The organism is Aeromonas sp. Y318-1 (genome assembly GCF_027706125.1).
GTDB classification, from domain to species: Bacteria; Pseudomonadota; Gammaproteobacteria; order Enterobacterales; family Aeromonadaceae; genus Aeromonas; species Aeromonas hydrophila.
In genome coordinates this window covers 276,637-303,354 of record NZ_JAPDCM010000004.1, presented here as the reverse complement: position 1 = coordinate 303,354, position 26,718 = coordinate 276,637, and the positions used below count along the sequence as shown (strand labels likewise).

Sequence of the window (26,718 nt, the reverse complement as noted above, 5' to 3'; positions counted from 1 at the left end):
CGGCTCTCTTCCCTCACTTCAGACAATAACCCCACAAAGTAGCATGGGAGTGTACTCCAACTTGTGCTAGCATCGAAAAACTAGATGAACTCCGAGCGGTTTTGCCTAAGTCCTCATGATAGGGGGAAACCGCCGTCAGCCGATGTTCGAGCTGTAAGGGTCAGGAAAGAAATGCCCTGGCCTCCCGTATTTGGAAAGGTGTTTATGTCGCCACTGCAAGATGGTTTTTCCCGTCGTTTCTACTATTTGCGCCTGTCGATCACCGATGTGTGCAATTTTCGCTGTACCTATTGCCTGCCCGATGGTTACCGCCCACCGGCCGGTGACAAGGCGGGGCGCCAGCCCTTCCTCTCTCTGGAAGAGATCCGCCGCGTCGTGTCCGGATTTGCCGCCATGGGCACCCGCAAGGTACGCCTGACCGGTGGGGAGCCCTCCCTGCGCCGGGACTTCACTGCCATCATAGAGACGGTGGCCAATACCCCCGGCATCGAGAAGGTGGCCATGACCACCAATGGTTATCGTTTGAAAGAGCGAGCCCAGGAGTGGTTCGATGCGGGCCTGACCGCCCTCAACGTCAGTGTCGACAGCCTGGATCCACGCCAGTTTCACCAGATCACTGGTGAGAACAAGCTGGCGGAGGTGATGGATGGCATCGAAGCGGCGCTGGTCGCCGGCTTCAAGTCGGTCAAGATCAATGCCGTGCTGCTCAAGGGGCTCAACGATCATCAGCTGGATGCGTTTCTGGCCTGGATCCGGCACAAGCCCATCGAGCTGCGTTTCATCGAGCTGATGCAGACCGGCGAGATGGATACCCTGTTTCGCGATCATCACGCCAGCGGGGCGCTCATCAAGCAGCGCCTGCTCGATGCCGGTTGGCTGCAGCAGCTGCGCGGTGCCGATGATGGCCCCGCCCAGGTATTCATGCACCCGGAGTCGATGGGCGGGGTAGGGCTCATCATGCCCTACAGCAAGGATTTCTGTGCCGGTTGCAACCGGCTGCGGGTCTCTTCCCTCGGCAAGCTGCACCTCTGTTTGTTCGGCGACCACGGGGTGGAGCTGCGGGATCTGTTGACGGCCGACGGCCAGCAGGATGAATTGCAGCAGCGGATCCGCAGCGCCCTTGCCGGCAAGGCGGCGACCCATCGACTGCACGAAGGCAATGCCGGCATGACCCCGCATCTGGCCTCCATCGGCGGCTGATCCACGGTAGCCGACAAAAATAGCCATCGATTAATAAGCAATCCTCAAATGGGGGTATTTTGCCTTGCCCCCGTTGTTCTTTATTGCGCCAAGGGTTTGATCCAGCGCAAGAATCCCCCCTGATTATCTCCCTGGTGGTATATCCCTGAACTTGTCAGGGCCGCAATATACACCCACTCTTATAATAGGTATTGAAAATACCTGTCATGGGACTCACTCGTGCGCCATTACCAGCAGCAAGGAGCCGTTATGCCGGATGGGGTCAACCTGTCGCGTCGCAGTCTGTTTCGGGGTCGTCTGACATCGAATGAGCCTCGGGTGCAACTGCCATGGTCCGTCACCTGGTCTGATTTTGCCGCCGACTGCACTCGCTGCGGTGACTGCCTCACGGCTTGCCCGGAGCAGATCCTGGTCAAGGGCGATGGTGGTTTTCCTAGCGTGGATTTTCTGCGCGGCGAGTGCACTTTTTGCGGGGAATGTGTCGCCGCTTGCAAAGTGCCGATATTTCGCCCGACCACGGAGGCACCCTGGCAATACATCGCCCATATTGAAGCCAACTGTCTGGCCCATGGCCAGGTATTCTGCCAGCGCTGCCAGGACAGCTGTGAACCCCGGGCGATCCGGTTCTCCCCCGTGCTGGGCCGGGTGCCGACCCCCAGCATCGAGGCGGCAGCCTGCACCGGTTGCGGTGCCTGCGTGATGGATTGTCCGGTGGGCAGCATCCGGGTGGGGGCCCCCGCTGGCGAGGAGTCCAGATGAAGCAGGATCTGTGTGAAGCAGGAGTCACAATGAAACAAGAGTTCCATGTATCGAGCCTGGTGGTGCTGACCCAGCCCTCCTTGCGTCACCAGCTCGCAGACGAGATCGCGACCCTCGAGGGGGCCGAGATCCATGCCGTCAGTGATGAGGGCAAGCTGGTGGTGACCCTGGAAGGTCCGAGCCAGCGTCCCATCATGGCGGCCATCGACGCCATCAATGCGATGCCGGGCGTATTGTCCGCCGCCCTGATTTACCACCAGTTTGATGAGCTCGAGGCCCAGTGCAAGGAGTAGCGCCATGAGGCCGAGCCTGCGTGACTCATCGTAATGGCCGCCATGGATGCAAAGATAAAGCGATGCCGGGGTACGAGTTCGCCGCCCTGAGCCAAAACCAGTTCGATACACTCGACAACTTACGCGATAAGCAATGTGAGGATATGCCATGAAGCTGAGTCGACGCGACTTTATGAAGGCCAACGCGGTGGCGGCAGCCGCTGCCGTTGCTGGTGTCAGTGCCCCTACGCTGGCGGCCAATCTGATCACCAGTACCGACAAGACCGCCATCACCTGGGACAAGGCACCGTGCCGTTTCTGCGGTACCGGCTGTTCCGTGCTGGTGGGTTCCCAGGATGGGCGCGTCGTGGCGACCCAGGGCGATCCCGATGCACCGGTCAACCGCGGTCTTAACTGCATCAAGGGTTACTTCCTGTCCAAGATCATGTATGGCCAGGACAGGCTGACCCAGCCCATGCTGCGCATGACGGACGGCAAGTTCGACAAGAACGGCAACTTCGCTCCCATCAGCTGGGATCAGGCCTTCGACATCATGGCCGAGAAGTTCAAGGCCACCCTCAAAGAGAAGGGCCCGACCGCCGTCGGCATGTTCGGCTCCGGCCAGTGGACCGTGTGGGAAGGCTATGCCGCCGCCAAGCTGATGAAGGCAGGTCTGCGTACCAACAACCTGGATCCCAATGCCCGTCACTGCATGGCTTCCGCGGTAGTGGGCTTCATGCGTACCTTCGGCATGGATGAACCCATGGGCTGCTACGACGACATCGAGCAGGCCGACGCCTTCGTGCTGTGGGGCTCCAACATGGCTGAGATGCACCCCATCCTCTGGTCGCGCATCTCCGATCGCCGTCTGTCCCACCAGGATGTGCAGGTGCACGTGCTCTCCACCTTCGAGCACCGCAGCTTCGAGCTGGCGGACAACGGCATGGTGTTCACCCCGCAGACCGATTTGGCGATCCTCAACTACATCGCCAACTACATCATCCAGAACGACAAGGTGAACTGGGAGTTCGTCAACAAGCACACCCAGTTCCGCAAAGGGGTGACCGACATCGGCTACGGCCTGCGTCCTACCAACCCGCTGCAGCAGAAGGCCAAGAACCCGGACAGCGGTGACTCCACTCCGATGAGCTTCGACGACTTCGCCAAGTTCGTGGCGGATTACGATCTGGAGTCCGTTTCCAAGCTCTCCGGCGTGCCGAAGGACAAGCTCGAGAAGCTGGCCCAGCTCTATGCCGATCCGAGCAAGAAGGTGGTCTCCTACTGGACCATGGGCTTCAACCAGCATACCCGCGGTGTCTGGGCCAACAACCTCTGCTACAACATCCACCTGCTGACCGGCAAGATCTCTACCCCGGGCTCGGGTCCGTTCTCCCTGACCGGTCAGCCCTCCGCCTGCGGTACCGCCCGTGAAGTGGGTACCTTCGCCCACCGTCTGCCGGCCGACATGGTGGTGACCGAACCCAAGCACCGCGCCATCGCCGAGAAGATCTGGAAGCTGCCGGAAGGTACCATCCCGGAGCAGGTGGGCTACCACGCCGTGCTGCAAAACCGCATGCTCAAGGACGGCAAGCTCAACGCCTACTGGGTGATGTGCAACAACAACATGCAAGCCGGTCCGAACATGAACGAAGAGGGGCTGCCCGGTTATCGCAACCCGGCCAACTTCATCGTGGTGTCCGACCCTTATCCGACCGTGACCGCCCAGGCGGCCGACCTCATCCTACCGACCGCCATGTGGGTGGAGAAAGAGGGGGCCTACGGCAACGCCGAGCGCCGTACCCAGTTCTGGCACCAGCAGGTCAAGCCGCCGGAAGGGGCCAAGTCCGACCTGTGGCAGCTGATGGAGTTCTCCAAGCGCTTCAAGGTGGAAGAGGTGTGGCCAGCCGAACTCATCGCCAAGATGCCGGAAGTGAAAGGCAAGACCCTGTTCGACGTGCTCTATGCCAACGGCCAGGTCAACCAGTTCCCGAAAGAGCAGAGCAAGGGGGTCCTGAACGACGAGGCCGAGCACTTTGGTTTCTACGTCCAGAAGGGGCTGTTCGAAGAGTACGCCACCTTCGGTCGCGGCCATGGCCACGATCTGGCGCCGTTCGATCAGTATCACGAAGCCCGCGGCCTGCGCTGGCCGGTGGTGGACGGCAAGGAGACCCTGTGGCGCTATCGCGAAGGGTTCGACCCTTATGTGAAAGCGGGCGAAGGGGTGCGCTTCTACGGCAAGCCCGATGGCAAGGCGGTGATCTTCGCGCTGCCCTATGAGCCGGCTGCCGAAGCTCCGGACAAAGAGTACGACATGTGGCTCTCGACCGGTCGCGTGCTGGAGCACTGGCACACCGGCACCATGACCCGTCGGGTCCCCGAGCTCTATCGCGCCTTCCCGGATGCGGTGCTGTTCATGCACCCGGAAGATGCCAAGGCTCGTGGCGTGCGCCGTGGTGAAGAGGTGATCGTCTCCTCCCGCCGGGGCGAGGTGAAGACCCGGGTCGAGACTCGTGGCCGCAACCGTCCGCCCAAGGGACTGGTGTTCATGCCCTTCTTCGACGCGAGCCAGCTGGTCAACAAGCTGACCCTGGACGCCACCGATCCGCTCTCCAAAGAGACGGATTACAAGAAGTGCGCCGTCAAGGTCGTCAAGGCATAAGGCGGGGGAGCGCGAGATGAGTCGTAGTCGGCGCCAGTTTCTGGCCGACATGGCCAAGGGGGCCTGCGGTGTGGGCCTGCTTGGCGTGGGGCTCGGCGGCATGGCGCGCCAGCAGGTGCAGGCCGTACCTGCCCAGGCGCTGCGCCCGCCGGCCGCCCTCGACGAGGCGCAGTTCCTCAGCGCCTGCGTGCGCTGCGGGCTCTGCGTCGAGGCCTGCCCCTACGACACTCTCAAGCTCGCCCGGCTGTTTGAACCCGTGACCACCGGCACCCCCTACTTCAAGGCGCGCGCCGTCCCGTGCGAGATGTGTGAAGACATCCCCTGCGTGGTGGCCTGCCCGAGCGGGGCGCTGGATCAGACCATGACCGACATCGATCAGGTGCGGATGGGAGTGGCAGTGCTCATCGATCACGAGACCTGCCTCAACTACCTGGGGCTGCGCTGCGACGTCTGCTACCGGGTCTGTCCACTGATCGACAAGGCGATCACCCTGGAGCTGCAGCACAACCAGCGCACCGGCAAGCACGCCATGTTCCTGCCCACGGTGCACAGCGATGTCTGCACCGGTTGTGGCAAGTGCGAGCATGCCTGCGTGCTGGAGGAGGCGGCCATCAAGGTGGTGCCTCGGCAGCTCGCCAAGGGGGAGATCGGCCACCACTACCGGCTCGGCTGGGAAGAGAAGGCGAAGGCGGGCAAATCGCTCATCGGCGACAGGCTCACCCTGCCGACCCGCAAACCGGAGGGGCTATGAGTCGTTATCCGGGAGCCGAGGCCACCGCTAGGCTGGGCTGGTGGCGGTCACACCGCTTCCTGCTGCTGCGCCGGCTCTGCCAGTTTGGTGTGCTGACGCTGTTCCTGCTGGGGCCGCTGGCGGGCATCTGGATCCTCAAGGGCAATCTCTCCAGCTCGCTGTTGCTGGAGACGGTGCCACTCACGGATCCGCTGACCCTGCTGCAGTCGTTGGCGGCGGGCCATTGGCCCATCCCCACCCTCTGGCTGGGGGCCGTCATCGTGCTGCTGGGTTACTGGCTGGTCGGGGGACGGGTGTTCTGCTCCTGGGTCTGTCCGGTCAACCTGGTCACCGATGCCGCCGCTTGGTTGCGGGGTCGTCTTGGCCTCAAGGGCAACGGTCAGTTCAGCCGCACTACCCGCTACTGGCTGCTGGCCATGGTGCTGGTGGCACCGGCCATCGCTGGGGTGCTGGTGTGGGAGCTGGTCAATCCGGTGTCGCTCACCCTGCGCGGCCTGTTGTTTGGCATGGGGGCGGGCTGGGCCTTGCTGGCGGTGTTGTTCCTGTTCGACCTCTTTGTGGTGGAGCGGGGCTGGTGCGGTCACCTCTGTCCGGTGGGGGCTTTCTATGCCCTGGTCAACCGGGTCGGGTTCATCAAGATTTCTGCCAAGGGGCGCGAGCGGTGCAGCAACTGCATGGATTGTTATGCGGTCTGCCCGGAACGTCCTATCCTGCGCGGCCCCGTTCACGGTGCCAAGCGTGGTCACGGGCCCTTGATTGTGGCTCAGGAGTGTACCAACTGCGGCCGTTGCATCGATGTCTGCGCGGAGCAAGTTTTTGAAATCACTGTAGGTTTTGCCGTCAAGGCAGAGAAAACGTCGGAGAACACATAATGAAGAAGCTGATTGGAGCAATGCTGGCCTGTCTGATGGCAGGTTCCTTGATGGCGGCAGTCCCCGAGATCACCAACAGCACGGGGGGCATCAAATCGGAGCGGGGGAGCACGGATCTGGTGACGGATGCCGATGCGGCTCCCATGAAGAACTTTCGCAAGGATGGTGACCTCTACGATCGCCAGTACATGCATCAGCCCCCGCTGATCCCCCACGACACCCGCAACTATGAAGTGGACAACAAGGTCAACAAGTGTCTGGCCTGTCACAGCTTCAAGAACGCCAGCGCCATGAAGGCACCCAAGATCAGCCCGACTCACTTCGAGACCCGTGACGGCATGACCCTGGGCGAGGTCTCGCCGCGTCGCTACTTCTGCCTGCAGTGCCACGTGCCGCAAGCGGATGCCAAGCCGCTGGTGGAAAATACGTTTAAACCAGTTGAAGCGCTGAACTGAGGAGCCCATAGATGAAATTACCCGGTTTTGTGCAGCGTCTGTGGACCACCTTCAAGTCTCCCTCGAAGGCCGCCCTCTGGGTGCTGCTGTTGATGGGATTCTTCGGCGGGGTCATCTTCTGGGGCGGTTTCAACACCGCCATGGAAGCCTCCAATACCGAGAAGTTCTGTACCGGTTGCCACGAGATGAAGGACAACGTGTTCGTGGAGTACCGCGACACCATCCACTACGCCAACCGTTCCGGCGTGCGCGCCAGCTGCCCGGATTGCCACGTGCCGCATGAATGGACCTACAAGATCATTCGCAAGGTGCAGGCGTCCAAGGAGCTGTGGGGCATGCTGACCGGCAAGGTGGATACCCGCGAGAAGTTCGAGTCGCACCGGCGCGAGATGGCCGAGCGGGAGTGGAAGCGGATGAAGGACACGGATTCGAGGGAGTGCCGCAACTGCCATAACTTCGAATACATGGACTTCTCCCTGCAAGGCAAGCGGGGTGCCCAGATGCACTCCACCAGTCTGGCCAGCGGCGAGAGCACCTGTATCGACTGTCACAAGGGTATCGCTCACCAGCTGCCCGACATGACGGGCGTGAAGGGCTTCTAAGCCCACCTGATGCAGGCCGGGTTCGCCCGGCCTGTTCATATTCCGCCCGGTCAGGGCAAAAGCGCCACCGTGCGCCCTTTTAATCCCCCCTCTGGCGCGAGTTTTGGTAGAATCGGCCCGCCGTGAGTCGCAGCGCGTGACCGACTGGTCAAGGTTTGGTCCTGACGGACACGAGCCTCTCCTCGCAATCGAGCGCTGCCAGCCGGGATCCTGGCCACTTTTCTTCTCTTTGCTCACGGTCCTTTGCCATCAGGAGCTGCCCATGGGACAGAAAAACAACGCATTCATTCCCCTCAAGATCGCCGTGCTGACGGTCTCCGACAGCCGTACCGCCGCCGATGACAGTGCGGGCGACTATCTGGTTTCTGCCCTGACCGATGCCGGCCACGTGCTGGCCGACCGGGCGCTCTGCCCCGACAATCTGTTCCGTATCCGCGCTCAGGTGAGCGACTGGATCGCCGATGAGGGGGTGCAGGTGGTGCTCATCAACGGCGGCACCGGCTTCAACGAACAAAACCGGGTGCCCGAGGCGGTCGGCGTGCTGTTCGAGCGCACCGTGCAGGGCTTTGGCGAACTGTTCCGCCAGCTCTCCTTTGCCGAAATCAAGGGCTCCGCCATGCAGAGCCGCGCACTGGCCGGGTTGGCCAATCGCACCCTGATCTGCTGTCTGCCAGGCTCCCCCGGCGCCTGCCAGCTGGGATGGGAGAAGCTTGTCCAGGATCAGCTCGATGCCCGCACCAAGCCGTGCAACTTTGTCTCCCATCTTTGAGGGCCTGTGATGAACCCGACCGAACCCAAGCAGACTCAGCCCAACCTGACCCATCTCAACCAGAGCGGCGAAGCCCACATGGTGGATGTGACCGACAAGCAGGTGACCGAGCGTGAGGCTCGCGCCGAGGCGTTTGTCACCATGGCTCCTGCGACCCTGGCCCTGATCCTGAGCGGTCAGCACCACAAGGGGGACGTGTTCGCCACCGCCCGCATCGCCGGCATCATGGCGGCCAAGAAGACCTCGGATCTCATTCCCCTCTGCCATCCACTGGCCCTTACCCGGGTGGAGGTAGAGATAGAACCTCAGGCGGAGCAAAATAGGGTCCACATTCGCACCCTCTGCAAGCTGGCCGGCAAGACCGGGGTCGAGATGGAGGCGCTGACCGCCGCCTCGGTAGCGGCGCTGACCATCTACGACATGTGCAAGGCGGTGCAAAAGGACATGGTGATCGAACAGGTGCGGCTGGTGGAGAAAAAGGGCGGCAAGTCCGGCCATTTTCAGCTGGGTGTGACTGACGGAGAGCAAGCATGATCAAGGTACTCTTTTTTGCCCAGGTGAGAGAGCTGGTGGCCTGCGACGAGCTGAGCCTGCCGTGCGACTACGCGACTGCCGAGCAGCTGCGCAGCGCCTTGAGCGAGCGCGGCGACAAGTGGGCGTTGGCGTTGGAAGCGGGCAAGCTGCTGGTGGCGGTCAATCAGACCCTGGTGCCGCTGGATACGCCCCTTCATGATGGCGATGAGGTCGCCTTCTTCCCGCCGGTGACCGGAGGTTAAGGATGAGCGAGGCAACCATGACCGATCGCATTCTGGTGCAGCGGGATGACTTCTCGCTGGCCGACGAATATGCCCGCCTCGCCGCCCGGCAGGATACCGGCGCCGTGGTCAGCTTTGTCGGCAAGGTACGCGACTTCAATCAGGGGGAGCAGGTGAAGGGGCTGGCCCTCGAGCACTACCCCGGCATGACCGAGAAGGCGCTGACGGACATAGTGGCCGAGGCTCGCAGCCGCTGGCCGCTGCAGGAGTGCACCCTGATCCACCGCATCGGCGAGCTGCTGCTCGGCGATCAGATCGTGCTGGTGGTGGTGAGCAGTGCTCACCGTGAGGCGGCCTTCGAGGCCTGCCACTTCATCATGGATTTCTTGAAAACCCGGGCGCCGTTCTGGAAAAAAGAGCTGACCGCCGAAGGGGTACAACGCTGGGTCGAGGCCAAGGAGAGCGACAATACTGCCGCTGCCCGCTGGCAAGCTTGACCTGTTCAAGGGGGCTGGCTCATCGGGAGCCGCGGCCCCTGTTTTCGGGGCCGCCCCCTTGTCTGGGGATACATAAAAGCGGCCCCAGTCAGGAGGTAAAGGAATGAAACCGCTGTTATCCGTTGTTATCGCCGGGGTCTGCGCCAGTGCGCTGCAGGCAGGTGCCGTGCAGGCCGACGAGGTCAAGGTGGCCGTGGCCGCCAACTTCAAGGGCACCATAGAGCGCATCGGCAAGGAGTTCACCGCCAAGACCGGCCACACCCTGGCCATCTCCTCCGCCGCGACCGGGGTGCTCTACACCCAGATCAGCCACGGCGCCCCGTTCGATCTCTTCCTCTCCGCCGACGTGAAAACCCCGCAGAAGCTGGAGCAGGAGGGCAAGGGGAGCGAGCGTTTCACCTACGCCATCGGCCAGCTGGGTCTGTGGCAGAAGGGCGGGCCTGCTCCTGACGAGGCAACCCTGCGCAGCTGGAAGGGCAACCTCGCCATTGCCAACCCGAAAACCGCTCCCTACGGTACCGCTGCCATGGCGACCCTCGACCATCTCAAGATCGATCCCAAGCAGTACCGCCTGCTGACCGGCACCAACATCGGCCAGACCTGGCAGTTTGTCGACACCGGCAACGCCGAACTGGGTTTCGTCGCCTGGGCCAACCTGGTGGAAGCGGGCAAGACCGGCGAAGCCTGGGCCGTGCCGGTCGACTTCTATCCGCCCATCGAGCAGCAGGGTCTGGTATTGAAGAAAGGGGCGGCGGTCGAGGCGCTGGTGGCCTGGCTCAAGGGGCCGGGTCAGGCACAGATCAAGGCGGCGGGTTATGCGCTGCCCCACTGATGGTGCAACTACACACCTGCCTGATGAGTGGCCGACCCTCGGGTCGGCCCACTTTTGCGATAAGGATGCGCACCATGCCGTTGCCTGAACTGACCCTGGAGGTGGGCGATGAGTATTGAAAGAGATCTGCTGGCAATGACTCGTCTCACTCGGGATCAGCGCTACCGGGAGTGCGGCTCATTCGCCGTGTCTGGTGCTGGAGCTGCCGTTGGGAGTGAGTTCGATGAGTGAAGGGGATCTGCTGGCGGTCTGGCTCACCCTGAGACTGGCAGCCAGCACCACCGCCATCCTGCTGCTGCTCTCGCCGCCGTTGGCCTGGTGGCTGTCGCGCAGCCAGCACAGGCTCAGACCCGTGGTGGAGGCCCTGGTGGCGCTGCCGCTGGTACTGCCGCCAACAGTGCTCGGTTTCTATCTGCTGCTCGCCTTCTCCCCCTCCTACGGCCTGGGTGCCTGGTGGCGCGACACCTTCGGGGCGCCGCTCGCCTTCAGCTTTACCGGCTTGCTGCTCGCCTCCATTCTCTACTCGCTTCCTTTCGTGGTGCAGCCCCTCACCTCCGCCTTCGTCAACATGGGCAACAAGGAGCTGGAGGCCGCCGCCACCCTGGGGTTCGGGCCGGTTGAGCGCTTCTTTCACATCATCTTGCCGATGACGCTGCCCAGCTTCGTGATGGCGGCGGCGCTCGGTTTTGCCCACACCCTGGGGGAGTTCGGGGTGGTGCTGATGATTGGCGGCAATATCCCGGGCGAAACCCAGGTGCTCTCCATCGCCCTGTTTGATCATGTAGAGACGATGGACTATCAAAATGCCCACCTGCTGGCGGGTGGCCTGATGGGCTTCTCGCTGGTGATGCTGGTGCTGGTGTACGGCGTGCTGCAGCGCCGGCAACGGAGGCTGTTCGGATGAGCGACACCCACAAGGCGCAACCGTTGCTGCTCAAGTCGAAGCGGGCGTTTGGCGCCTTTACCCTCGACTGTGAACTGTCACTGGAACTGGGGGGCATCCTCGGTCTGTTCGGCCCCTCCGGCTGCGGCAAGAGCAGCCTGCTGCGCATCATCGCCGGGCTGGACAGGGCGCCGGGCGACAAGCTGAACTGGCAGGGCCGGGCGCTGAGCGAGCTGCTGCCCGAGGCGCGCCGCATCGGGCTGGTGTTTCAGGATTCGCGCCTCTTCCCCCATCTGAGCGTGCTCGGCAACCTGCAACTGGCGGCTCGCAAGGGGCGAGGGCGTTGGCAACCCGAGGCGCTGGCGACCCGGCTCGGCTTTGCCGAACTGCTGCCCCAGCCGGCCCACGGCCTTTCCGGCGGCCAGCGCCAGCGGGTGGCATTGGCCCGGGCCCTGTTGGCCGAGCCCGATCTGCTGCTGCTGGATGAACCTTTTTCTGCGCTGGACAGGCGCAGCCGCATCCATCAGGCCCATGTGCTCAAGGGCTTGCAGCAGGAGAGCGGCATCCCGATGATCTTCGTCAGCCACGCCATGGAGGAGGTGAGCCTGCTCTGCGATCAGCTGGTGCTGCTGGCGGATGGCCGGGTGGAGGCGCAAGGCCGGCCGAGCGAGATCTTCGCCCGCACCGATCTGTCGCTCGCCAGTCGCGACGACGCCGGGGTGATGCTGGCGGCGACCCTCTCTCACTACGATGACGACGAGCAGATGGCGACCCTGCAGCTCGGCGAGCAGCAGTTGCGGGTCACCATGACCCAGGTGCCGGATGATGGCGGCCCCTTGCAGATCAAGGTGGCCGGGCGGGACGTGGTGATCGCCACCGCCCCCATCGAACACTCCAGCCTCTCCAACTGTCTCACCACCCGATTGTTGGCCGAACGCGAAGTGCGCCCCGGCCAGACCCTGTTGCAGTTGGCGCTGGGTCAGCAGATACTGCTGGCCCGGATCACCAGCCGCTCCGCCAGACGGCTGGTACTCGCCCCGAACCAGCAGATCTACGCCTACATCAAGGCGGTGAGCCTGGTCAGCGAAGGTTGAGCGGATTGCAGAAGAGGCAGAAAATCAGGATGGTTCAGCGGATGAGTCGAGAGGCAATGAACTGATGCGCCGCAATCAGGTGATGAAATCCAACGGTCTTGCCCTGCGCAGCGCGGGGGAGGGCCCCTTGTTGTTGTTGCTGCACGGGCTGGGCTCCTCCAGCCTCGACTGGCAGGCGCAGATCGAACGCTTTTCCGAGCACTACCGGGTGGTTGCGCTGGATCTGCGCGGCCACGGCCAGAGCATGCAGGAGGGGCCGTTCGACGTGGCGACCCTGGCGGCGGACGTGGTGAACTGGCTCGATGAACAGCCTGAGCCCGCCTGGGTGGTGGGATTGTCATTGGGGGCCATGGTGGCGCTGGAGCTGGCGCTGCAACTGCCGCACAAGGTGCAGGGGCTGGTGCTGGTCAACGGCTTCAGCGAGTTTCTGCTGGAGACGCCAAAAGAGCAGGAGCGCTTTGCCCAGCGCCTCAAGTGGCTGCGCTGGTTCGGCCTGCGGCCGCTCGCCTGGTGGCTTGGCCGCGAGCTCTTTCCCGGCCCCGACCTTGCCCAGGTGCGCCACACCTTCCGGCTGCGTTTCGTGCGCAACAAGAAGAAAACCTACAAGGCGCTGCTGGAGGCGCTACCCGGCTGGTCGGTGCGCGCCCGGCTCGGCAACATCTGGCAGCCGGTGGCCATCATCTCCACCAATCACGACTATCTGCCGCTTGCCAAACGGGTGGAGCAGTTCGCCTCCCTGCCCAACGCGACCATCCACACCCCCAACGGCCACCACGCCTGGCCGGCGGAAGATCCCTCCGGCTTCAATCATCTGTTGCAGCGGATCCTCTCAACTCATTGAGGGGGGAGACAGCAAAGGTGGATAAAAAAGCCGACCCAAGGGTCGGCTTTTTTTGTTGGCGCAAAGGCTGGCTGGGGTGATTCACCCGTGCGAGCAGACCGGGCAGTCGGGGCGCTTTGGCAGCTTCATTTCGCGAAAGGTGCCGCCAAGGCCGTCGATCATCAGCAGGCGGCCGCTGTAACTGCGGCCCATCCCCGCCAATAGCTTGATGGCTTCGAGCGCCTGCAGGCTGCCCACCAGACCCACCACAGGTGCCAGCACCCCCGCCTCGACGCAGGTGAGTGCCTGCTCGCCAAACAGGGCACTGAGGCAGGCGTAGCAGGGTTCCCCCTCCTGCCAGGTGAAGCTGCAGACTTGTCCCTCCAGCCGGATGGCGGCGCCGCTGACCAGCGGCACGCCGTGCTGGCGGGCTTTTTGGTTGAGCAGGTTGCGAATGGCCAGGTTGTCGGTGCAATCCAATACCAGCTGGTGCTGTGGCAACAGGGTATCGAGCAGCGCCTCGTCGGCCACGGCGGCGTGGGTCTCCACGTTGAGCCAGGGGGTGAGGGCGCGCAGGGACTGGGCGGCGGAGTCTACCTTGTAGTGGCCGATGCGCTCATCGGTGTGCAGCACCTGGCGCTGCAGGTTGGAGAGCTCCACCCGATCGAAATCGACCAGGGTGAGCTGGCCGACCCCGGCCACCGCCAGATACTGGCTGGCGGCGCAGCCGAGGCCACCGGCGCCGATCACCAGCACCTTGGCCTGTTTGAGCGCCTCCTGCCCCTCGAAGTCGAAGGACTTGAGGATGATCTGGCGGTTGTAGCGCAAGAGCTCGGCGTCGCTCAGGATCTCGCTCACAGCAGCAATCCCCCGAACGGTTCGACGGTGACCGTCTCGCCTGCCGCGACACGCCCCCGCTCGCGCTCAAGGACGATGTAACAGTTGGCCCGCGACAGGGAGCTGAACACGGCGGAGTCCTGCGAGCCGGTGCTGCGCACCTCCAGGCCGTTCGGCCCCTGAGTCAGGATGCCGCGCTGGAAGTCGAGTCGGCCCGGTGCCTTCTTGAGTGGCTCAGCGGCAATGGCTTGCAGTTGAAGCGGGCGCTCGAAGCGTTGGCCCGCCAGTTTGGCCAGCGCCGGTTGCACCAGCTGATCGAAGGTGACCATGGCGGAGACCGGGTTGCCCGGCAGGCCGAAGAACCAGGCGTGGGGCAGGCGACCGAAGGCAAACGGCTTGCCCGGCTTGATGGCCAGCTTCCAGAAGCCGATTTCGCCGAGCTCCTCCAGCAGCTGTTTGGTGAAGTCCGCTTCCCCCACCGAGACGCCGCCGGTGGTGATGAGGGCGTCGGCCTCGCGATCGGCCTTCAGAAAGGCGGCGCGCAGCTGGGTCGGATCGTCCGGGATGATGCCAAGGTCGAGGCAGTCGCAGCCCATGCGATCCAGCATGGCCCGCACGCCGTAGCGGTTGGAGTCGTAGATGTCGCCGTGAGCGAGCGGGGTGCCGATTGGCTTGAGCTCGTCACCGGTACTGAAGATGGCCACTTTGAGCGGCCGACGTACCGACACGCTGGCAATGCCGAGGGAGGCCAGCAGCGGCATCTCCCGGGCGGTGAGGCGAGTACCGGCAGCGAGCACGCTGGCGCCCTCGCAGATGTCTTCGCCGCGGCGGCGAATGTTCTGGCCGGGCACCGGCGTGGTCAAAAAGGTGATCCTGTCGCCGTCGGCCTGCGTTTCTTCTTGCATCACCACCGCATCCGTCCCAGCGGGCACCGGGGCGCCGGTCATGATGCGCACGCAGTGGCCGGCGGGCCACTCGCCCTGATAGGGCTGACCGGCAAAGGCCTTGCCCGCCATGATGAGGGGGGCGCCGCCGGCGAGATCCGCCAGCCGCACCGCGTAACCATCCATGGCGGAGTTGTCGAACGGGGGCACAGAGAGAGGGGAGGCGATATCCATGGCGAGTACCCGGCCAAGGGCCTCTGGCAGGGGCAGCTGTTCGCTGTCGCAGCAGCCATCAAGCTGTGCCAGCATGCCCTGCAGGGCGTCGCTCAGGGGGAGTAGTCCGCTGGTATCAAATCCCATGTCATGACCTCATTGTGTGATGGAGGGGGAGTAGAGGGCGGATTATCCCAAAAATCCTGCTGGATGGGCAGGTTGCCGCGGTATAAAACCGACTGGCTGCGCAGATAGGCAGCGGCCGGAGCGAAAGGGTACCCCCGTATGGGGAGCGCCGGCGGGGTAAAATTCGCCGGATTGGCATAAAGTCAGGGAACAGGCTTGAGTTAGCTTGAATTATGACAATAATCGCCGTTTACTATTGCGCCAAAACAGAATGCCGTCATAGACAAGGCGGCCATCACAGTCCCTGAGCGTGGGAGAGGAACAAGATGACGAGCTTAAGTCGGGAAGCCCTGTTGGTCAGGGCAGCCCTCGAGGCCGAGGGCCTCGAAACACCTCTGGTGGCCAATGCACTGGACGGTCAGCAGAAGCGGGAGAAGATCGAAGGCCACATGCGCGCCATCATGGAGACGCTGGGGCTGGATCTGGCCGATGACAGTCTGGCGGAGACGCCGCACCGCATCGCCAAGATGTACGTCAATGAGATCTTCTCCGGCCTCGATTACGCCACTTTCCCCAAGGTGACGGTGATCGAGAACAAGATGAAGGTGGACGAGATGATCATGGTGCGGGACATCAGCCTCACCAGCACCTGCGAGCACCACTTCGTCACCATCGACGGGTTGGCCCACGTGGCCTACATCCCCCGTGGCAAGGTGATCGGGCTCTCCAAGATCAACCGCATCGTGCAGTTCTTTGCCCGGCGTCCCCAGGTGCAGGAGCGACTGACCCAGCAGATCCTGCTGGCGCTGCAGACCCTGCTCGGCACCAAGGATGTGGCCATCAGCATCAAGGCGACCCACTTCTGCGTGAAGGCCCGCGGCGTGATGGACTCCACCTCCTACACCACCACCACCTCCCTCGGTGGGGTGTTCAAGACCCAGCCCGATACCCGCGCCGAATTCCTGGCTGGCCTGAAGCGCTGATCTACTTGGAGACGTGCCGCCGCTGCGGCATGTCTCCTCGCTTTCCCCTCCCTTATTTCTTCCCTTGACCGCCCGCTGGCTATCAGACGGTCGCCCCGACGATTTTCCTCAAGGGATTGGCAGGCCCGGTCGATATATCGTTTCATGGCTTGAGTGCGCTCCTGGGGAGTGCAGGCAAGCCGGCAAGGTGCCTGTTCCGGCGGCTCTCTCGACCGGGTCTTGCTGCCGTTTCCCTGCCATGCGCCATCGCGGCTTGGGCTCGGTTGTTGGGCAGATCGGCACTTTGGCAACACTGTTCGCCTCGTTCATGCAAGGACATAGATTCATCAAGGCTGGATGAGCCGCCATGGAGGCGGTGACCGCGGATCGTATCGCTACGGTCCAGACGAGCGTTATCTGTTCACTCATATCCAGGACATGCCATGAATACCAGTACCATGACCATTGGCAAGAAACTCACCGCCGGCTTTGCCGTGCTCGGCCTGATGATGGCCTTTATCGGCGGTTTCTCGTTGCTGCAGTTTGGCAACATGAACCGGGCGGCCATCGGCTTTACCGACAGCATACTGCCCGCCGTGGTGCGCACCAGCACTCTTGGTGAGACCATCAACACTCTGCGCCGCTATGAACTGGATGTGTTTCTGGTGGCGGCCGATCCGCAGCAGCGAGCCCACTATCGGGCTCTCAGCGAGCAGAGCCTGCAAGAGGTTGCCCGGCAGGTCAAAGCCCACGACGCCACCATCTGGGCAGAGGATGTGGAGGAGCGTCGCACCTTCGATATCGTCAAGCAGGATTGGGACAAGTACGTCGCCCTGCACCAGCGCGTGCGGTTGATGCAGGATGGCGGCCAGCTGGCCGAGGCCCAGCAGCTGTTCATGAGCGAGGGGATCACCCTCTATACCAATCTGGCCAAGTCGGTGGCGGACCTGATCCGCATCAACCACGGCTACTCCGTCAACTCCCGTGCCCAGGTGGTGGAGGCGTTTGACAGCGCCAAGCTGAGCATCATCATCGCCCTGCTGCTGGGTCTGGGGCTGGCGGCCGTGCTCTCCACCGTGCTGACCCGCCAGATCCGCGATCCCTTGGTGATGCTGGCCCGTCAGGCGCAGCGCATCGCGAGCGGTGATTTGGGCAAGGGTGAACTGCAGGAGTGGATCCGCGGCAGTCGCTTCAAGCGTGACGAGCTGGGTCAGCTCGGCGCCGCCATCGATCGCATGCAGGGTTCGCTTGCGGATCTGGTGAGCGAGATCGCCGGCTCGGTGAGCCAGCTCAGCAGCGCGGTGGAGGAGGTGAGCGCCATCTCCGAGCAATCCGCCACCGGCATGGCTCGCCAGCAGAGCGAGGTTTCCCAGGTCGCCACCGCCATGAACGAGATGCAGTCCACCGTCAACGAGGTGGCCCGCAACACCACGGACGCCATGAGCGCCGCCAAGGATGCCTCCCGCACCTCGACCCAGGGCAACCAGGTGGTGCGCAGCGCCATCAGCAGCATTGAGGAGGTGTCGGTCAAGATTGAGCAGGCAGGCGCCGTGGTGCAGCAGCTGGAGCAGGACAGCAACAACATCAGCATGGTGCTGGACGTCATTCGCGGTATCGCCGAGCAGACCAACCTGCTGGCGCTCAACGCGGCCATCGAGGCGGCCCGTGCCGGCGAGCAGGGTCGCGGCTTCGCGGTCGTTGCCGACGAGGTGCGTTCCCTGGCCCAGCGCACCCAGAACTCCACCGCCGAGATCAGCAAGATGATCGAGGTGTTGCAGGAGCGTACCGCCGAGGCGGGCAGCGCCATGCAGCTGAGTCGCCAGCAGATGCAGGAGAGCGTGGGGCTGGCCCGGGAAGCGGGCAGCAGCATCGACACCATCAACGGTGCCGTCACCCAGATCACCGACATGAACACCCTGATCGCCACCGCCACCGAGGAGCAGAACGCGGTGACCGAGGAGCTCAACCGCAGCATCGTCAACATCCACAATGCGGCCGACGAGAACGCCCTGGGGGCCCAGCAGACCGCCCAGGCCTGCGTGGAGCTGAGCAAGCTGGCCAATACGCTGCACCATATGACCCAGCGTTTTACCCTCTAAGGCTGACCCTTGGTCACAGATAACAGAAGGCCCCGCCAATCGGCGGGGCCTTGTTGTTTCTGGCAGGTTTGGTGATCGCAGGGTCGATGAGCGCAGCGCCATCGGCCGGCGCCAGACCCTTTATTCGACCATTTAGCTCAACCCGACTATATGGCCGTTATCGTCGATATCGATATGACGGTAGGCCGGCAGGCTGTCGAGGCGGTGGCTTGGCCTGCTGCTGCCACTCACCATCAACCATCAGCTCAGCCCGACTATCTCGCCGTTATCGTCGATATCGATATGACGGTAGGCCGGCAGACTGCCAAGGCCCGGCATGGTCATGATGGGGCCCGCCAGGGCATAGACGAAGCCGGCACCGGCGCACAGCTTCACCTCCTCGATGGGCACCTCGAAATCGGTCGGCACCCCCTTGAGGGCGGGGTCATGGCTGATGGAGAGCGGCGTCTTGGCCACGCAGACTGGCAAGTGATCCCACCCCTCGGCAGAGAGTTGTGCCAGCTGCCGGCGCGCTTTATCGGAAAGCTGCACGCCGCGCCCGCCATAACCGCACTCCACCAGGGTTGCCAGCTTGGCGCCCAGGCTCGCCTCGTCGGGGTAGAGCAGTTTGACCTTGCCCGGTTGCTCACAGGCGGCCACCACCGCCTGGGCCAGCTCGCTGGCACCGGCCCCGCCCTGGGCAAAGGCGCTGGAGATGGCGCTGCCACAAGCGCCGGCCTGCAGCGCCGCGCGGGCCAGCAAGGCCAGTTCGGCTTCACTGTCGGTGGGGAAGCGGTTGATGGCGACCACCACCGGCACCCCGTAGCGGCGGGCATTGGCGATGTGCCAGCCGAGGTTGGCGCAGCCCTGCTCAAGGGTCGGCAGATCCTCGCGCAGCAGGCTTTCCGGCAGCGGCTGGCCCGGGCGGATGTCGAGCAGACCGCTGTTGGCCTTGAGGCCGCGCACCGTCGCCACCAGCACCACGCAGGCCGGCGTGATGCCGGACTGGCGGTGCTTGATGTTGAAGAACTTCTCCAGCCCCATGTCGGAGCCAAAGCCCGCCTCGGTCACCACGTAATCGGTGAGGCCGAGGGCCATGCGATCGGCGATCACCGAGGAGTTGCCGTGGGCAATGTTGGCAAAGGGGCCGGCGTGCACCAGCACCGGGGTCTGCTCGGTGGTCTGCATCAGGGTTGGCTGCAGGGCCTCTTTGAGCAGCACCGTCATGGCGCCCGCCACTTCCAGCTGCTCGGCGGTGATGGGCCTGCCGTGCAGGTCGCGGGCCAGCTGGATGCGGCCGATGCGCTGGCGCAGGTCTTTCAGATCGCTCGCCAGCGCCAGAATGGCCATCAGCTCGGAGGCGGCGGTGATGACGAAGCGATCCTGGCGTTCGACGCCATCGGCGGCGCCCCCTTGTCCAATCGTGAGGTGGCGCAGGGCGCGGTCATTCATGTCGAGGGTGCGCGGCCAGAGGATGTTGTCTGCATCGATATCGAGCCGCGCCAGGCCGGTTCTGGCGCTGAACTGGTCGCCGAGTTTGCGCTCATGGAACAGGCGGGCATCGAGGGCCGCCGCCGCCAGGTTGTGGGCGGCGGTGAGGGCGTGAAAGTCACCGGTGAGGTGCAGGTTCATCTCTTCCATCGGCACCACCTGGGCATGACCGCCACCGGCGGCGCCCCCCTTGACCCCGAACACCGGGCCCAGGCTCGGCTGGCGGATGGTGGCGATGCTGGGCTGGCCGATATGGTTGAGCCCCATGGAGAGGCCGAGGGTGGTCACCGTCTTGCCCTCGCCAAGCGGGGTGGGAGTGATGGCGCTCACCAGCACCAGCTTGCCCGCCGGTTTGGGGAGAGACTTGAGCAGCTCGAGGCTGAGTTTACCCTTGTAGTGACCGTAAGGATGGAGCTGGTGCGAAGGGATGGCGAGGCGTTCGGCCAGCGCGTGAATGGGGAGACGGGGGGACTGGCGGGAGATCTCGATATCGCTTAGCATCAGCACCTCGTTGGCATGTCAGGTCAAATATGCGGCGCAGTCTAGTGGAATCAACAGGGTTATCCAATGAGTAATAATATTTTGTCCGGCAATCGTGAGCTGCATCTAACGCCCATCGAGCTGGATCTCAACGCCCTCTATCACCCGCCCAAACAGCCGTTGACCGCGTTGGGGGTCGTCAGCGCCTTCATTCCGCTGTTTGGTTATGGCTGGCAGGCGATGACTCAGGATCCCGAGACCCATTTTCGCCACGAACTGGGCAAGCGCATCAACAAGCACAAGACCGACGAGGCCAATCTCATCCTGACCCTGCAGCTGGCCGGCATGCTCGACTGCCACTGCCTGCACATCACCTTGCCCTATGCCTTTGACGAGGCGCAGCTGGCGACCCTGCGCCAGCGCTTGCCGCGCTGGCAGCTGAGCCTGCGCGACTTGCTGCTGGTGGCCGAGCTGCCGCTGCCTGCCGATAGCGCCGCCTCTTAGCCATCCCGTCACCTCGGCTGCGGCAAGACTTAAGCCTTGCGATCCCAGTAGTGGGGGGCGAGATAGCGCTCCTGCACGAATTCGATGAAACAGCGCACCTTGGCCGAGACGAAACGGCGGTGCGGATAGAGGGCATAGAGCCCCACCTGCCCCTTCTCCCACTCCGGCAGCAGTGACACCAGGGCGCCGGAGCGCAGCGCATCGCCGACGATGAAGGTGGGCTGCAAGATGATGCCCTGATCGTCGCAGGCCGCCCGGGTCAGGGCCACCCCGTTGTTGGCCCGCAGCGGCCCCTGCGGACGCACGCTCAGCTGCTCGCCATCCCGTTTGAACACCCAGTCCGGCTGGGTCAGGGTGTAGAGCAGGCAGTCGTGCTGCTTGAGATCCTCCGGGGTGTTTGGCGTCCCCCGACGGGCCAGATAGGCCGGGCTGGCGCACACCTCCAGCCGCATCATGGCCAGCGGCTTGGCCACCAGGGAGGAGTCCGGCAGGTTGCCGATGCGCAGCGCCAGGTCGAACCCCTCTTCTACCAGCGCCACCCGCCGGTCGCTGTACTCTATCTCCAGCTTCAGATCCGGGTAGCGTTCGCGAAACAGCGGCAGGGCGGGGGAGAGGTGCAGGTAGCCGAAATCCATCGGCACCGATAGCTTGAGGGTGCCCTGGGGTTGCTGGTTGTTGCGGGTCAGCTGGCTGTGGGTCTCTTCGAGCTCCGCCAGCAGCGCCTGGGAGCGCTGGTAGTAGAACTGGCCGGCCTCGGTGGGGTTGACCTGACGGGTAGTGCGCGACAGCAACCGGGTGGAGAGCGACTCCTCCAACTGCTGCATCAGCTTGGAGGTCATGGCGACCGAGATGCCGAGCTGGTTGGCGGCCTTGGTAAAACTTTGACACTCCACCACCTTGATGAAGGTGCGCATGGCGGCTATCTGGTCCATCTTTCACTCTCAGTTGATAATTATTTTAATAAATCGCTGATTATCTATTCCGATATGGAGGTTAGCATCTTGGCTGTTGTTGTGAACCCCCAATATGAAGGAACGAACGGATGAAAATGACCAAGGCCCTGCTGGCCTCCTGCCTGTTTATGGCGGCTCCCCTGATGGCAGCCGATTACGACGTCGATGCGGCGCACACCACGGTGCAGTTCAAGGTGGGTCACCTCGGCTTCTCCGAACTGGTGGGCCGTTTCAATACCTTCAGCGGTACCTTCAGCATGGACGACGCCAACCCGGCGGCGGCCAAGGCGAGCTTCGAGATCGATGCCGCCAGCGTGGATTCCAACCACGAGCCGCGCGACAAACACCTGCGCAGCCCCGATTTCCTCGACGTGAAGCAGTTCCCCAAGATGACCTTCGTCAGCTCCGGCTATGAGGGCACCAAGGATAAGGGCGTACTGAAAGGCACCCTGACCCTGCATGGCGTCTCCAAGGAAGTGGCCTTCGATCTGGTCCACATCGGTGAAGGCAAGGATCCCTGGGGTGGCTACCGCAGCGGCTTCAACGCCACCACCACCATCAAGCGCAGCGATTTTGGCGTGAACTACATGGTGCCGAACATCCCCGACGAGATGAGCATCAATCTGTTCGTCGAAGGCGTGCGCAAGTAATGGGCGCGGCACTCCTGCTGCAAACCCTGGCGGCTCCTTTGGGAGCCGCTTTGCTGTCGTGGCGCTGGCCGCGGTTGGGGTATCTGTGGGGCGCCCTGGCGCTCTGGTTGGTGGGCTGTCTGCTGGGCGGAGCCTACGGGCTGCCGGTCAAGGCGTGGCAGTGGCTGCCGCTGACTCTGCTGGTGCCCGCCCTGGCGGCGCAACTGGCCGACCAGCGGGCCACGCTTGCGCTGTTTGCCGCTCTGGGGGCGCTGGTGTGGTGGCAGGGGCTGGCCTCTGTGCTGGCGAGCGAGCCTGCCATCTGGCTGGCGTTGCTGCCTGCCATCGCCTGGCTGGGATGGACCGGGCTGCGCGGTGACAGCCGCGAGGGGCTCGGCTTTGCCCTCGGCTTCATCTGGCTGGCGCTGGTGATCGGCATCGACGGCAGCCTGCTGATTGCCCAGCTGGCAGGCTCGCTGGCGGCGTTTGCCGGTTTCCGCGCTCTGCTCGGGGCCTTTGCCGGCAGTCAGGTGGCGCCCGCGGCGCTCGGGTTGGCGCTGGCCTTTGTCCAGATGCTCGCCTGGCAATACGTGGAAGTGCCGCTGCTGGTGCTGCTGCCGGTCTGGCTGTTGCCGCTGCTGGAGTGGACCTTGCGCAGCAAGCCCTGGATCCAGCGCTGGGCCCTGCTGATCCTGCTGGCGGGGATAGGAGCCGGACTCAGTCTCTGGAAGGTGTGGCCGGAAGCCTCGTTGTACTGATTTTTAGCATAAAAAACAGACAATTAACCCAAAAGTTGCCGACTTCGTCATAGTCTGCACAGATAAAGATTGAGCCCCATAGTGCTTTCATATAAAAAGGTTTTTCAATTATCTGGACACACACAGAACCCGGTCTGACCGGGTTCTGTTTGCCTGCTTGTTTGCGGCGCGCTAAGGAGGCCACAGTTGCGCAGTCAAGGATCTGAGCATCTGTTTTTTCGCCATTTCACCGAGCAGGGACGTCTCGACGGGCTCTGCATCCTGCTGGTTACCCATCTGCTTCCCGATCGCCCCCAGTTTATCCAGGCCCTCGATCAAATCGGGCGGATTGGCGCCATCCTGCCCAAACCCAAGTCGGTGCATGGACCGACCCTGACCTGGGCCCAGCAGCACTATCCGGTACTGCCCCTCAATCGCCAGTGGACCAACACACCGCAGGGGGTGATCGAGCACATAGCCCCGCTGGTGGCGCCCCATGAGCGGCTGATCATCCTCGATATCGGGGGCTATTTCGCCAGAACCCAGGCCACCCTCAGCGAGTATTTCGGCCCCCGCTTCCTCGGGGTGGTGGAGATGACCGAAAACGGCCATCAGCGCTACGAGCAGGAGGTGCTGGCCACCCCGGTCATCTCGGTGGCGCGCAGCCCCCTCAAGCAGGCCGAGGATATCCAGATTGGTCTGAGCGTGGTCTACTCCGCCGAATCCCTGGCCCGCACCCTCAACCGTACTTTCAATGTCTGCCAGGCCGCCCTGTTCGGCTACGGCAAGGTGGGCCGCAGCATCGCCCGCGAGCTCAGGTGCCGCAACCTGCACCTGGAGCTGGTGGAGACCGACGTGCTGCGCCAGGTGGAGGCGCTCTCCCACGGCTTCAAGCTAGTGGGCAAGGCCGAGGCCCTCGGCCGGGCCGAGCTGGTGATCTGCTCCACCGGCAACGGGGCGCTGGACTTGGCGGATCTGCAGCAGCTGCGCCCCGGCACCATGGTCGCCTCGGTCACCTCGGCGGACGACGAGTTTGCGTTCTGCCTCGCCCAGCTGCCCTGGCCGAGCGAGGAGGTGTGCCCCCACGTGCTGGCACTGACTCGCCCCGACGGCAGCACCATCTTCCTGCTCAACCGGGGCGAGGCGGTCAACTTTGTCCACGGCGCCGTCATCGGCGAATATGTCTATCTGGTGCTGGCGGAGATCATCGAAGGGGTGCGTCAGCTGGCGCTGCAGCCGCTGGCCCCCGGCCTGTTCGACCTGCCGCAATCGACCATGCGCACCATTGCCCGCCACTGGCTGGCCGACTTCCACGGGGTTGCCCAGTGAGTGCCTTTTTCTTAGCCGCCATTGATGGAGTGACGACATGAGCGACACGACGCTTTACAGCCCCAAACCTCGCATCGAGATCCGCTACTGCACCCTCTGTCGCTGGATGCTGCGCGCCGCCTGGCTGGCCCAGGAGCTGCTCTCCACCTTCGACAGCGATCTGGGTGAGGTAGCGCTGGTGCCGGCCAGCAAGGGGGAGTTTCGCATCCTGGTGGACGGGGTGCTGGTGTGGGATCGGGTGGCCGACGATGGTTTCCCCGAGGCCAAGGAGATCAAGCAGCGGGTACGCGATGTCATCGCCCCCGAACGCGACCTCGGCCATGCCGATCGCAAGTCGGTCGCCGAGTAGGCCACAGCATCAATGACAAAGAGAGGGAGGCGCAGGCCTCCCTCTCTCGTTGCGGCGCCCGCTCAACGGTCGGCAGCTGTACCCGACTCATCTTCGGCGGGGAGGCCGATATAGCGGGCCCGCTTGTGGGGCTTGAGTCGGCTCACATCCACCCACACCAGGCCGTCGATGCAGTGGTTGAAGTCGGGGTCGATACCGAAATCCATGAACTGCACGCCGCCGGGCTCGCACAGCTCGGAGTACTGCTTGTAGAGGGTAGGGATGGCACAACCCAGGTTGTCGAGGCGGGCCTTGAGCTCCCGCAGATCGGCGCCGTAATCCAGCCCGGCAAACAGCGGCGGTGTGGCGGGGTAGGGGCGGCGCGACGGGGCGAGCGCGAGCTCGGGGGCATAGTGCTGGCGATAGAAGCTCACCAGCAGATCCTTGGCCGCCGCCGGCAGGCTGCCGGAGAGCGACACCGGGCCGAACAGGTAGCGATAGCGGGGATAGCGCGCCAGATAGGCGCCGATGCCGAACCAGAGGTAATCGAGCCCCCGTTTGCCCCAATAGGCGGGCTGGATGAAGCTGCGGCCAAGCTCGATGGCAAGTTCCAGCCTGGGCAGCAATTTCTCTTCAAAGCCGAACAGGGTGTGGCTGTAGAGGCCATCGAGCCCCTTGCTGGCCAGCAACTCGGCCACCGGAGCGAAACGATAGGCGCCGATGATCTCGAGCCGGGCAGGATCCCAGAGAATGAGGTGGTGGTAGTCATCGTCGAAGGCGTCGAGATCCCGCCGCCTGCCGGAACCTTCCCCCACCGCCCGAAAGGCGATTTCCCGCAGGCGCCCCAGTTCGCGCAGGATCACCGAATGACTCAGCTCGTGGCGTCGGTAGAGGTAGATCCCCTGGCCATCCGGGGTATGGCCGAGCGCCTCGCAGGCGTCGATGGCCTGTTTGAGCTGACGGCGCTCCTCCGGCAGGGCGATGGGGGCCTCGGTGGCCAGCAAACCCCGCTTGCCGCGCCCGACTCGGTAGAGGTGGCTGCGCACCAGCCGGGCCGCGCTCTTGGCGGGCAGCTCCTGCACTCCGCTCACCGGAATGCGGGCGCCGATGGTGACGCCGATGCGTTTCCCTTGCTGGCGAAACAGCTGCTTGACCAGCAACAGCCCCGCCCAGTCGTTGTGGAGCCAGGCGGCGAGATAGAAGGAGAGACCATTGCGCCCGTCCAGGTGGATGGGCACCAGCGGGGTGCGGGTGCGCTGGGCCAGCTTGATGAAGCCCGCCTGCCAGGGGCCGTCCTTGACCCCCTTGGGGCCGAGACGCGACACCTCGCCGGCGGGAAAAATCACCAGCGCCCCTTCGCTCGCCAGGTGTTCTCCCATCGCCAGAATGGCGCGCCGGTCGGTCTTGCCGCCCAGGTTGTCCACCGGCAGCAGCAGGGGGCGCAGCGGCGTCAGCTGGGCCAGCAGCTGATTGGCCACTATCTTGACGTCCGGCCGGATGCGGCCGAGCAGGCGCAGCAGGGCCAGCCCGTCGAGGGAGCCGATGGGGTGATTGGCGACGATGATGACCCGGCCGCTGGCCGGAATGTGCTCGAGCTGGGCTTCGCTCACCCGGTAGTCGAAGTCGAGCTCGGTCAGCGCCTGCTCGACGAAGTCGAGTCCGCGCAGGTGAGGATGACTCGTGGCGAAGCGTTGAAACGCCTGCTCGTGCAGCAGCCAGCGCAGCCCTTGCCGGAGCAGGGGGCGCAGCAGGCCGTGGGCCGAGAGGCGGGGCAGGTGTTGTTGTAGCAGGGCATCGACACTGAACATGGGCTGGGCTCCGATGAGTCGTTACCCTAGCGTGACGCCCTTCTGTTCCCGCCCCATGGCAGTGGCATGACAGTTTGATGGCAAAGAGGGGCGCCGGTTAACCGGCGCCCCTCTTTGGTCATGGCGGTGACGATGGCCG

28 protein-coding genes and 1 riboswitch are annotated in these 26,718 nt (G+C 63.7%); of the genes, 23 read left to right on the top strand and 5 right to left on the bottom strand.

Annotated features, from left to right (window positions below):
• The first annotated feature begins 77 nt into the window (after positions 1-77).
• Positions 78-217, top strand: a riboswitch (molybdenum cofactor riboswitch).
• The 16 genes from moaA to OKB87_RS08315 all read left to right on the top strand — a co-directional run bounded on the left by moaA (position 205) and on the right by OKB87_RS08315 (position 13,241).
• Positions 205-1,200 carry a GTP 3',8-cyclase MoaA gene (moaA, locus tag OKB87_RS08390; RefSeq protein ID WP_270827130.1) on the top strand — a complete coding sequence of 332 codons (996 nt, stop codon included), beginning with the start codon at positions 205-207 and terminating at the stop codon, positions 1,198-1,200. (Overlaps the previous riboswitch by 13 nt.)
• A gap of 249 nt (positions 1,201-1,449) precedes the next feature.
• Positions 1,450-1,959 carry a ferredoxin-type protein NapF gene (napF, locus tag OKB87_RS08385; RefSeq protein ID WP_270827129.1) on the top strand — a complete coding sequence of 170 codons (510 nt, stop codon included), beginning with the start codon at positions 1,450-1,452 and terminating at the stop codon, positions 1,957-1,959.
• A 29-nt stretch (positions 1,960-1,988) separates the two neighbouring features.
• Positions 1,989-2,252 carry a chaperone NapD gene (locus tag OKB87_RS08380; RefSeq protein ID WP_024943776.1) on the top strand — a complete coding sequence of 88 codons (264 nt, stop codon included), beginning with the start codon at positions 1,989-1,991 and terminating at the stop codon, positions 2,250-2,252.
• A 148-nt stretch (positions 2,253-2,400) separates the two neighbouring features.
• Positions 2,401-4,890 (top strand): nitrate reductase catalytic subunit NapA, encoded by a 2,490-nt coding sequence (napA, locus tag OKB87_RS08375; protein ID WP_077095558.1) that lies wholly within the window; start codon positions 2,401-2,403, stop codon positions 4,888-4,890.
• Positions 4,891-4,906: 16 nt separating this feature from the next.
• The gene (gene napG, locus OKB87_RS08370) at positions 4,907-5,641 is read left to right on the top strand and encodes a ferredoxin-type protein NapG (protein ID WP_077095557.1); all 735 of its coding nucleotides are present in this window, start codon (positions 4,907-4,909) and stop codon (positions 5,639-5,641) included.
• Positions 5,638-6,513 carry a quinol dehydrogenase ferredoxin subunit NapH gene (gene napH / locus OKB87_RS08365; RefSeq protein ID WP_011705483.1) on the top strand — a complete coding sequence of 292 codons (876 nt, stop codon included), beginning with the start codon at positions 5,638-5,640 and terminating at the stop codon, positions 6,511-6,513. Before napG ends, napH begins: the two co-directional genes overlap by 4 nt.
• On the top strand, positions 6,513-6,968 hold the full coding sequence (locus tag OKB87_RS08360) for a nitrate reductase cytochrome c-type subunit (RefSeq protein WP_005299342.1): 456 nt from the start codon (positions 6,513-6,515) through the stop codon (positions 6,966-6,968). The genes napH and OKB87_RS08360 overlap by 1 nt, the downstream gene beginning before the upstream one ends.
• A gap of 11 nt (positions 6,969-6,979) precedes the next feature.
• Positions 6,980-7,570 carry a cytochrome c3 family protein gene (locus OKB87_RS08355; protein ID WP_011705485.1) on the top strand — a complete coding sequence of 197 codons (591 nt, stop codon included), beginning with the start codon at positions 6,980-6,982 and terminating at the stop codon, positions 7,568-7,570.
• Between the two features lie 262 nt (positions 7,571-7,832).
• A complete protein-coding gene (moaB, locus tag OKB87_RS08350) occupies positions 7,833-8,339 on the top strand; it encodes a molybdenum cofactor biosynthesis protein B (RefSeq protein WP_011705486.1) in 507 nt (168 codons plus the stop codon).
• Between the two features lie 9 nt (positions 8,340-8,348).
• A complete protein-coding gene (moaC, locus tag OKB87_RS08345; RefSeq protein WP_011705487.1) occupies positions 8,349-8,873 on the top strand; it encodes a cyclic pyranopterin monophosphate synthase MoaC in 525 nt (174 codons plus the stop codon).
• Positions 8,870-9,115, top strand: a complete 246-nt coding sequence (gene moaD, locus OKB87_RS08340) for a molybdopterin synthase sulfur carrier subunit (protein ID WP_016350256.1) — start codon at positions 8,870-8,872, stop codon at positions 9,113-9,115. Before moaC ends, moaD begins: the two co-directional genes overlap by 4 nt.
• A gap of 2 nt (positions 9,116-9,117) precedes the next feature.
• Positions 9,118-9,591, top strand: coding sequence for a molybdopterin synthase catalytic subunit MoaE (gene moaE, locus OKB87_RS08335; protein ID WP_011705489.1), 474 nt, complete (start codon positions 9,118-9,120; stop codon positions 9,589-9,591).
• A 103-nt stretch (positions 9,592-9,694) separates the two neighbouring features.
• On the top strand, positions 9,695-10,423 hold the full coding sequence (gene modA, locus OKB87_RS08330; protein WP_270827127.1) for a molybdate ABC transporter substrate-binding protein: 729 nt from the start codon (positions 9,695-9,697) through the stop codon (positions 10,421-10,423).
• Positions 10,424-10,646: 223 nt separating this feature from the next.
• The gene (modB, locus tag OKB87_RS08325; RefSeq protein ID WP_017410444.1) at positions 10,647-11,327 is read left to right on the top strand and encodes a molybdate ABC transporter permease subunit; all 681 of its coding nucleotides are present in this window, start codon (positions 10,647-10,649) and stop codon (positions 11,325-11,327) included.
• Complete coding sequence (gene modC, locus OKB87_RS08320) at positions 11,324-12,400, top strand: molybdenum ABC transporter ATP-binding protein (RefSeq protein ID WP_270827123.1); 1,077 nt, start codon at positions 11,324-11,326, stop codon at positions 12,398-12,400. The genes modB and modC overlap by 4 nt, the downstream gene beginning before the upstream one ends.
• Before the next feature lie 64 nt (positions 12,401-12,464).
• Positions 12,465-13,241: an alpha/beta fold hydrolase gene (locus OKB87_RS08315; RefSeq protein ID WP_270827121.1), complete on the top strand. Its 777-nt coding sequence runs from the start codon at positions 12,465-12,467 to the stop codon at positions 13,239-13,241.
• Between the two features lie 81 nt (positions 13,242-13,322).
• Here the strand turns inward: OKB87_RS08315 and moeB are convergent, their stop codons facing one another.
• Positions 13,323-14,078, bottom strand: coding sequence for a molybdopterin-synthase adenylyltransferase MoeB (moeB, locus tag OKB87_RS08310; protein WP_270827119.1), 756 nt, complete (start codon positions 14,076-14,078; stop codon positions 13,323-13,325).
• Positions 14,075-15,301 carry a molybdopterin molybdotransferase MoeA gene (gene moeA / locus OKB87_RS08305; RefSeq protein ID WP_270827117.1) on the bottom strand — a complete coding sequence of 409 codons (1,227 nt, stop codon included), beginning with the start codon at positions 15,299-15,301 and terminating at the stop codon, positions 14,075-14,077. Before moeA ends, moeB begins: the two co-directional genes overlap by 4 nt.
• A 305-nt stretch (positions 15,302-15,606) precedes the next feature.
• Here moeA and folE point away from each other — a divergent pair, with 305 nt between their 5' ends.
• Together folE and OKB87_RS08295 are read left to right on the top strand one after the other, a co-directional pair.
• Positions 15,607-16,263: a GTP cyclohydrolase I FolE gene (gene folE / locus OKB87_RS08300; RefSeq protein WP_011705496.1), complete on the top strand. Its 657-nt coding sequence runs from the start codon at positions 15,607-15,609 to the stop codon at positions 16,261-16,263.
• Between the two features lie 422 nt (positions 16,264-16,685).
• Positions 16,686-18,341, top strand: coding sequence for a methyl-accepting chemotaxis protein (locus tag OKB87_RS08295; RefSeq protein ID WP_270827116.1), 1,656 nt, complete (start codon positions 16,686-16,688; stop codon positions 18,339-18,341).
• Positions 18,342-18,581: 240 nt separating this feature from the next.
• Here the strand turns inward: OKB87_RS08295 and OKB87_RS08290 are convergent, their stop codons facing one another.
• Positions 18,582-20,312: a formate--tetrahydrofolate ligase gene (locus tag OKB87_RS08290; RefSeq protein WP_270827115.1), complete on the bottom strand. Its 1,731-nt coding sequence runs from the start codon at positions 20,310-20,312 to the stop codon at positions 18,582-18,584.
• Between the two features lie 66 nt (positions 20,313-20,378).
• Here OKB87_RS08290 and OKB87_RS08285 point away from each other — a divergent pair, with 66 nt between their 5' ends.
• A complete protein-coding gene (locus OKB87_RS08285) occupies positions 20,379-20,795 on the top strand; it encodes a hypothetical protein (RefSeq protein WP_135320140.1) in 417 nt (138 codons plus the stop codon).
• 29 nt (positions 20,796-20,824) lie between these two features.
• Here the strand turns inward: OKB87_RS08285 and OKB87_RS08280 are convergent, their stop codons facing one another.
• Positions 20,825-21,727, bottom strand: a complete 903-nt coding sequence (locus tag OKB87_RS08280; RefSeq protein WP_005299405.1) for a LysR family transcriptional regulator — start codon at positions 21,725-21,727, stop codon at positions 20,825-20,827.
• 110 nt (positions 21,728-21,837) lie between these two features.
• Between OKB87_RS08280 and OKB87_RS08275 the strand changes: the two genes are divergently transcribed.
• The 4 genes from OKB87_RS08275 (at position 21,838) to OKB87_RS08260 (ending at position 24,792) form a co-directional block, all read left to right on the top strand.
• The gene (locus OKB87_RS08275) at positions 21,838-22,398 is read left to right on the top strand and encodes a YceI family protein (RefSeq protein ID WP_011705502.1); all 561 of its coding nucleotides are present in this window, start codon (positions 21,838-21,840) and stop codon (positions 22,396-22,398) included.
• Complete coding sequence (locus OKB87_RS08270; RefSeq protein WP_270827113.1) at positions 22,398-23,135, top strand: hypothetical protein; 738 nt, start codon at positions 22,398-22,400, stop codon at positions 23,133-23,135. The genes OKB87_RS08275 and OKB87_RS08270 overlap by 1 nt, the downstream gene beginning before the upstream one ends.
• Positions 23,136-23,321: 186 nt before the next feature.
• Complete coding sequence (locus OKB87_RS08265; protein ID WP_215269294.1) at positions 23,322-24,443, top strand: adenosylhomocysteinase; 1,122 nt, start codon at positions 23,322-23,324, stop codon at positions 24,441-24,443.
• Positions 24,444-24,480: 37 nt separating this feature from the next.
• Positions 24,481-24,792: a SelT/SelW/SelH family protein gene (locus OKB87_RS08260; RefSeq protein ID WP_270827111.1), complete on the top strand. Its 312-nt coding sequence runs from the start codon at positions 24,481-24,483 to the stop codon at positions 24,790-24,792.
• A 62-nt stretch (positions 24,793-24,854) separates the two neighbouring features.
• On the opposite strand, the gene OKB87_RS08255 is transcribed toward OKB87_RS08260, so the two are convergent.
• Complete coding sequence (locus OKB87_RS08255) at positions 24,855-26,579, bottom strand: lysophospholipid acyltransferase family protein (protein ID WP_201903145.1); 1,725 nt, start codon at positions 26,577-26,579, stop codon at positions 24,855-24,857.
• Between the last annotated feature and the right edge of the window lie 139 nt (positions 26,580-26,718).

What these genes read in the sequence shown, in the direction of transcription:
- OKB87_RS08360 (WP_005299342.1), top strand. Translation starts at nt 6,513, where the DNA reads ATGAAGAAGCTGATTGGAGCAATGCTGGCCTGTCTGATGGCAGGTTCC.
- OKB87_RS08255 (WP_201903145.1), bottom strand. Translation starts at nt 26,579, where the DNA reads ATGTTCAGTGTCGATGCCCTGCTACAACAACACCTGCCCCGCCTCTCG.
- OKB87_RS08315 (WP_270827121.1), top strand. Translation starts at nt 12,465, where the DNA reads ATGCGCCGCAATCAGGTGATGAAATCCAACGGTCTTGCCCTGCGCAGC.
- moaD (WP_016350256.1), top strand. Translation starts at nt 8,870, where the DNA reads ATGATCAAGGTACTCTTTTTTGCCCAGGTGAGAGAGCTGGTGGCCTGC.
- moaA (WP_270827130.1), top strand. Translation starts at nt 205, where the DNA reads ATGTCGCCACTGCAAGATGGTTTTTCCCGTCGTTTCTACTATTTGCGC.
- napA (WP_077095558.1), top strand. Translation starts at nt 2,401, where the DNA reads ATGAAGCTGAGTCGACGCGACTTTATGAAGGCCAACGCGGTGGCGGCA.
- modB (WP_017410444.1), top strand. Translation starts at nt 10,647, where the DNA reads ATGAGTGAAGGGGATCTGCTGGCGGTCTGGCTCACCCTGAGACTGGCA.
- modA (WP_270827127.1), top strand. Translation starts at nt 9,695, where the DNA reads ATGAAACCGCTGTTATCCGTTGTTATCGCCGGGGTCTGCGCCAGTGCG.
- OKB87_RS08355 (WP_011705485.1), top strand. Translation starts at nt 6,980, where the DNA reads ATGAAATTACCCGGTTTTGTGCAGCGTCTGTGGACCACCTTCAAGTCT.
- OKB87_RS08270 (WP_270827113.1), top strand. Translation starts at nt 22,398, where the DNA reads ATGGGCGCGGCACTCCTGCTGCAAACCCTGGCGGCTCCTTTGGGAGCC.
- OKB87_RS08380 (WP_024943776.1), top strand. Translation starts at nt 1,989, where the DNA reads ATGAAACAAGAGTTCCATGTATCGAGCCTGGTGGTGCTGACCCAGCCC.
- napG (WP_077095557.1), top strand. Translation starts at nt 4,907, where the DNA reads ATGAGTCGTAGTCGGCGCCAGTTTCTGGCCGACATGGCCAAGGGGGCC.
- modC (WP_270827123.1), top strand. Translation starts at nt 11,324, where the DNA reads ATGAGCGACACCCACAAGGCGCAACCGTTGCTGCTCAAGTCGAAGCGG.
- moaE (WP_011705489.1), top strand. Translation starts at nt 9,118, where the DNA reads ATGAGCGAGGCAACCATGACCGATCGCATTCTGGTGCAGCGGGATGAC.
- OKB87_RS08295 (WP_270827116.1), top strand. Translation starts at nt 16,686, where the DNA reads ATGAATACCAGTACCATGACCATTGGCAAGAAACTCACCGCCGGCTTT.
- napF (WP_270827129.1), top strand. Translation starts at nt 1,450, where the DNA reads ATGCCGGATGGGGTCAACCTGTCGCGTCGCAGTCTGTTTCGGGGTCGT.
- napH (WP_011705483.1), top strand. Translation starts at nt 5,638, where the DNA reads ATGAGTCGTTATCCGGGAGCCGAGGCCACCGCTAGGCTGGGCTGGTGG.
- folE (WP_011705496.1), top strand. Translation starts at nt 15,607, where the DNA reads ATGACGAGCTTAAGTCGGGAAGCCCTGTTGGTCAGGGCAGCCCTCGAG.
- moaB (WP_011705486.1), top strand. Translation starts at nt 7,833, where the DNA reads ATGGGACAGAAAAACAACGCATTCATTCCCCTCAAGATCGCCGTGCTG.
- moaC (WP_011705487.1), top strand. Translation starts at nt 8,349, where the DNA reads ATGAACCCGACCGAACCCAAGCAGACTCAGCCCAACCTGACCCATCTC.
- OKB87_RS08260 (WP_270827111.1), top strand. Translation starts at nt 24,481, where the DNA reads ATGAGCGACACGACGCTTTACAGCCCCAAACCTCGCATCGAGATCCGC.
- OKB87_RS08275 (WP_011705502.1), top strand. Translation starts at nt 21,838, where the DNA reads ATGAAAATGACCAAGGCCCTGCTGGCCTCCTGCCTGTTTATGGCGGCT.
- moeA (WP_270827117.1), bottom strand. Translation starts at nt 15,301, where the DNA reads ATGGGATTTGATACCAGCGGACTACTCCCCCTGAGCGACGCCCTGCAG.
- OKB87_RS08285 (WP_135320140.1), top strand. Translation starts at nt 20,379, where the DNA reads ATGAGTAATAATATTTTGTCCGGCAATCGTGAGCTGCATCTAACGCCC.
- OKB87_RS08290 (WP_270827115.1), bottom strand. Translation starts at nt 20,312, where the DNA reads ATGCTAAGCGATATCGAGATCTCCCGCCAGTCCCCCCGTCTCCCCATT.
- OKB87_RS08280 (WP_005299405.1), bottom strand. Translation starts at nt 21,727, where the DNA reads ATGGACCAGATAGCCGCCATGCGCACCTTCATCAAGGTGGTGGAGTGT.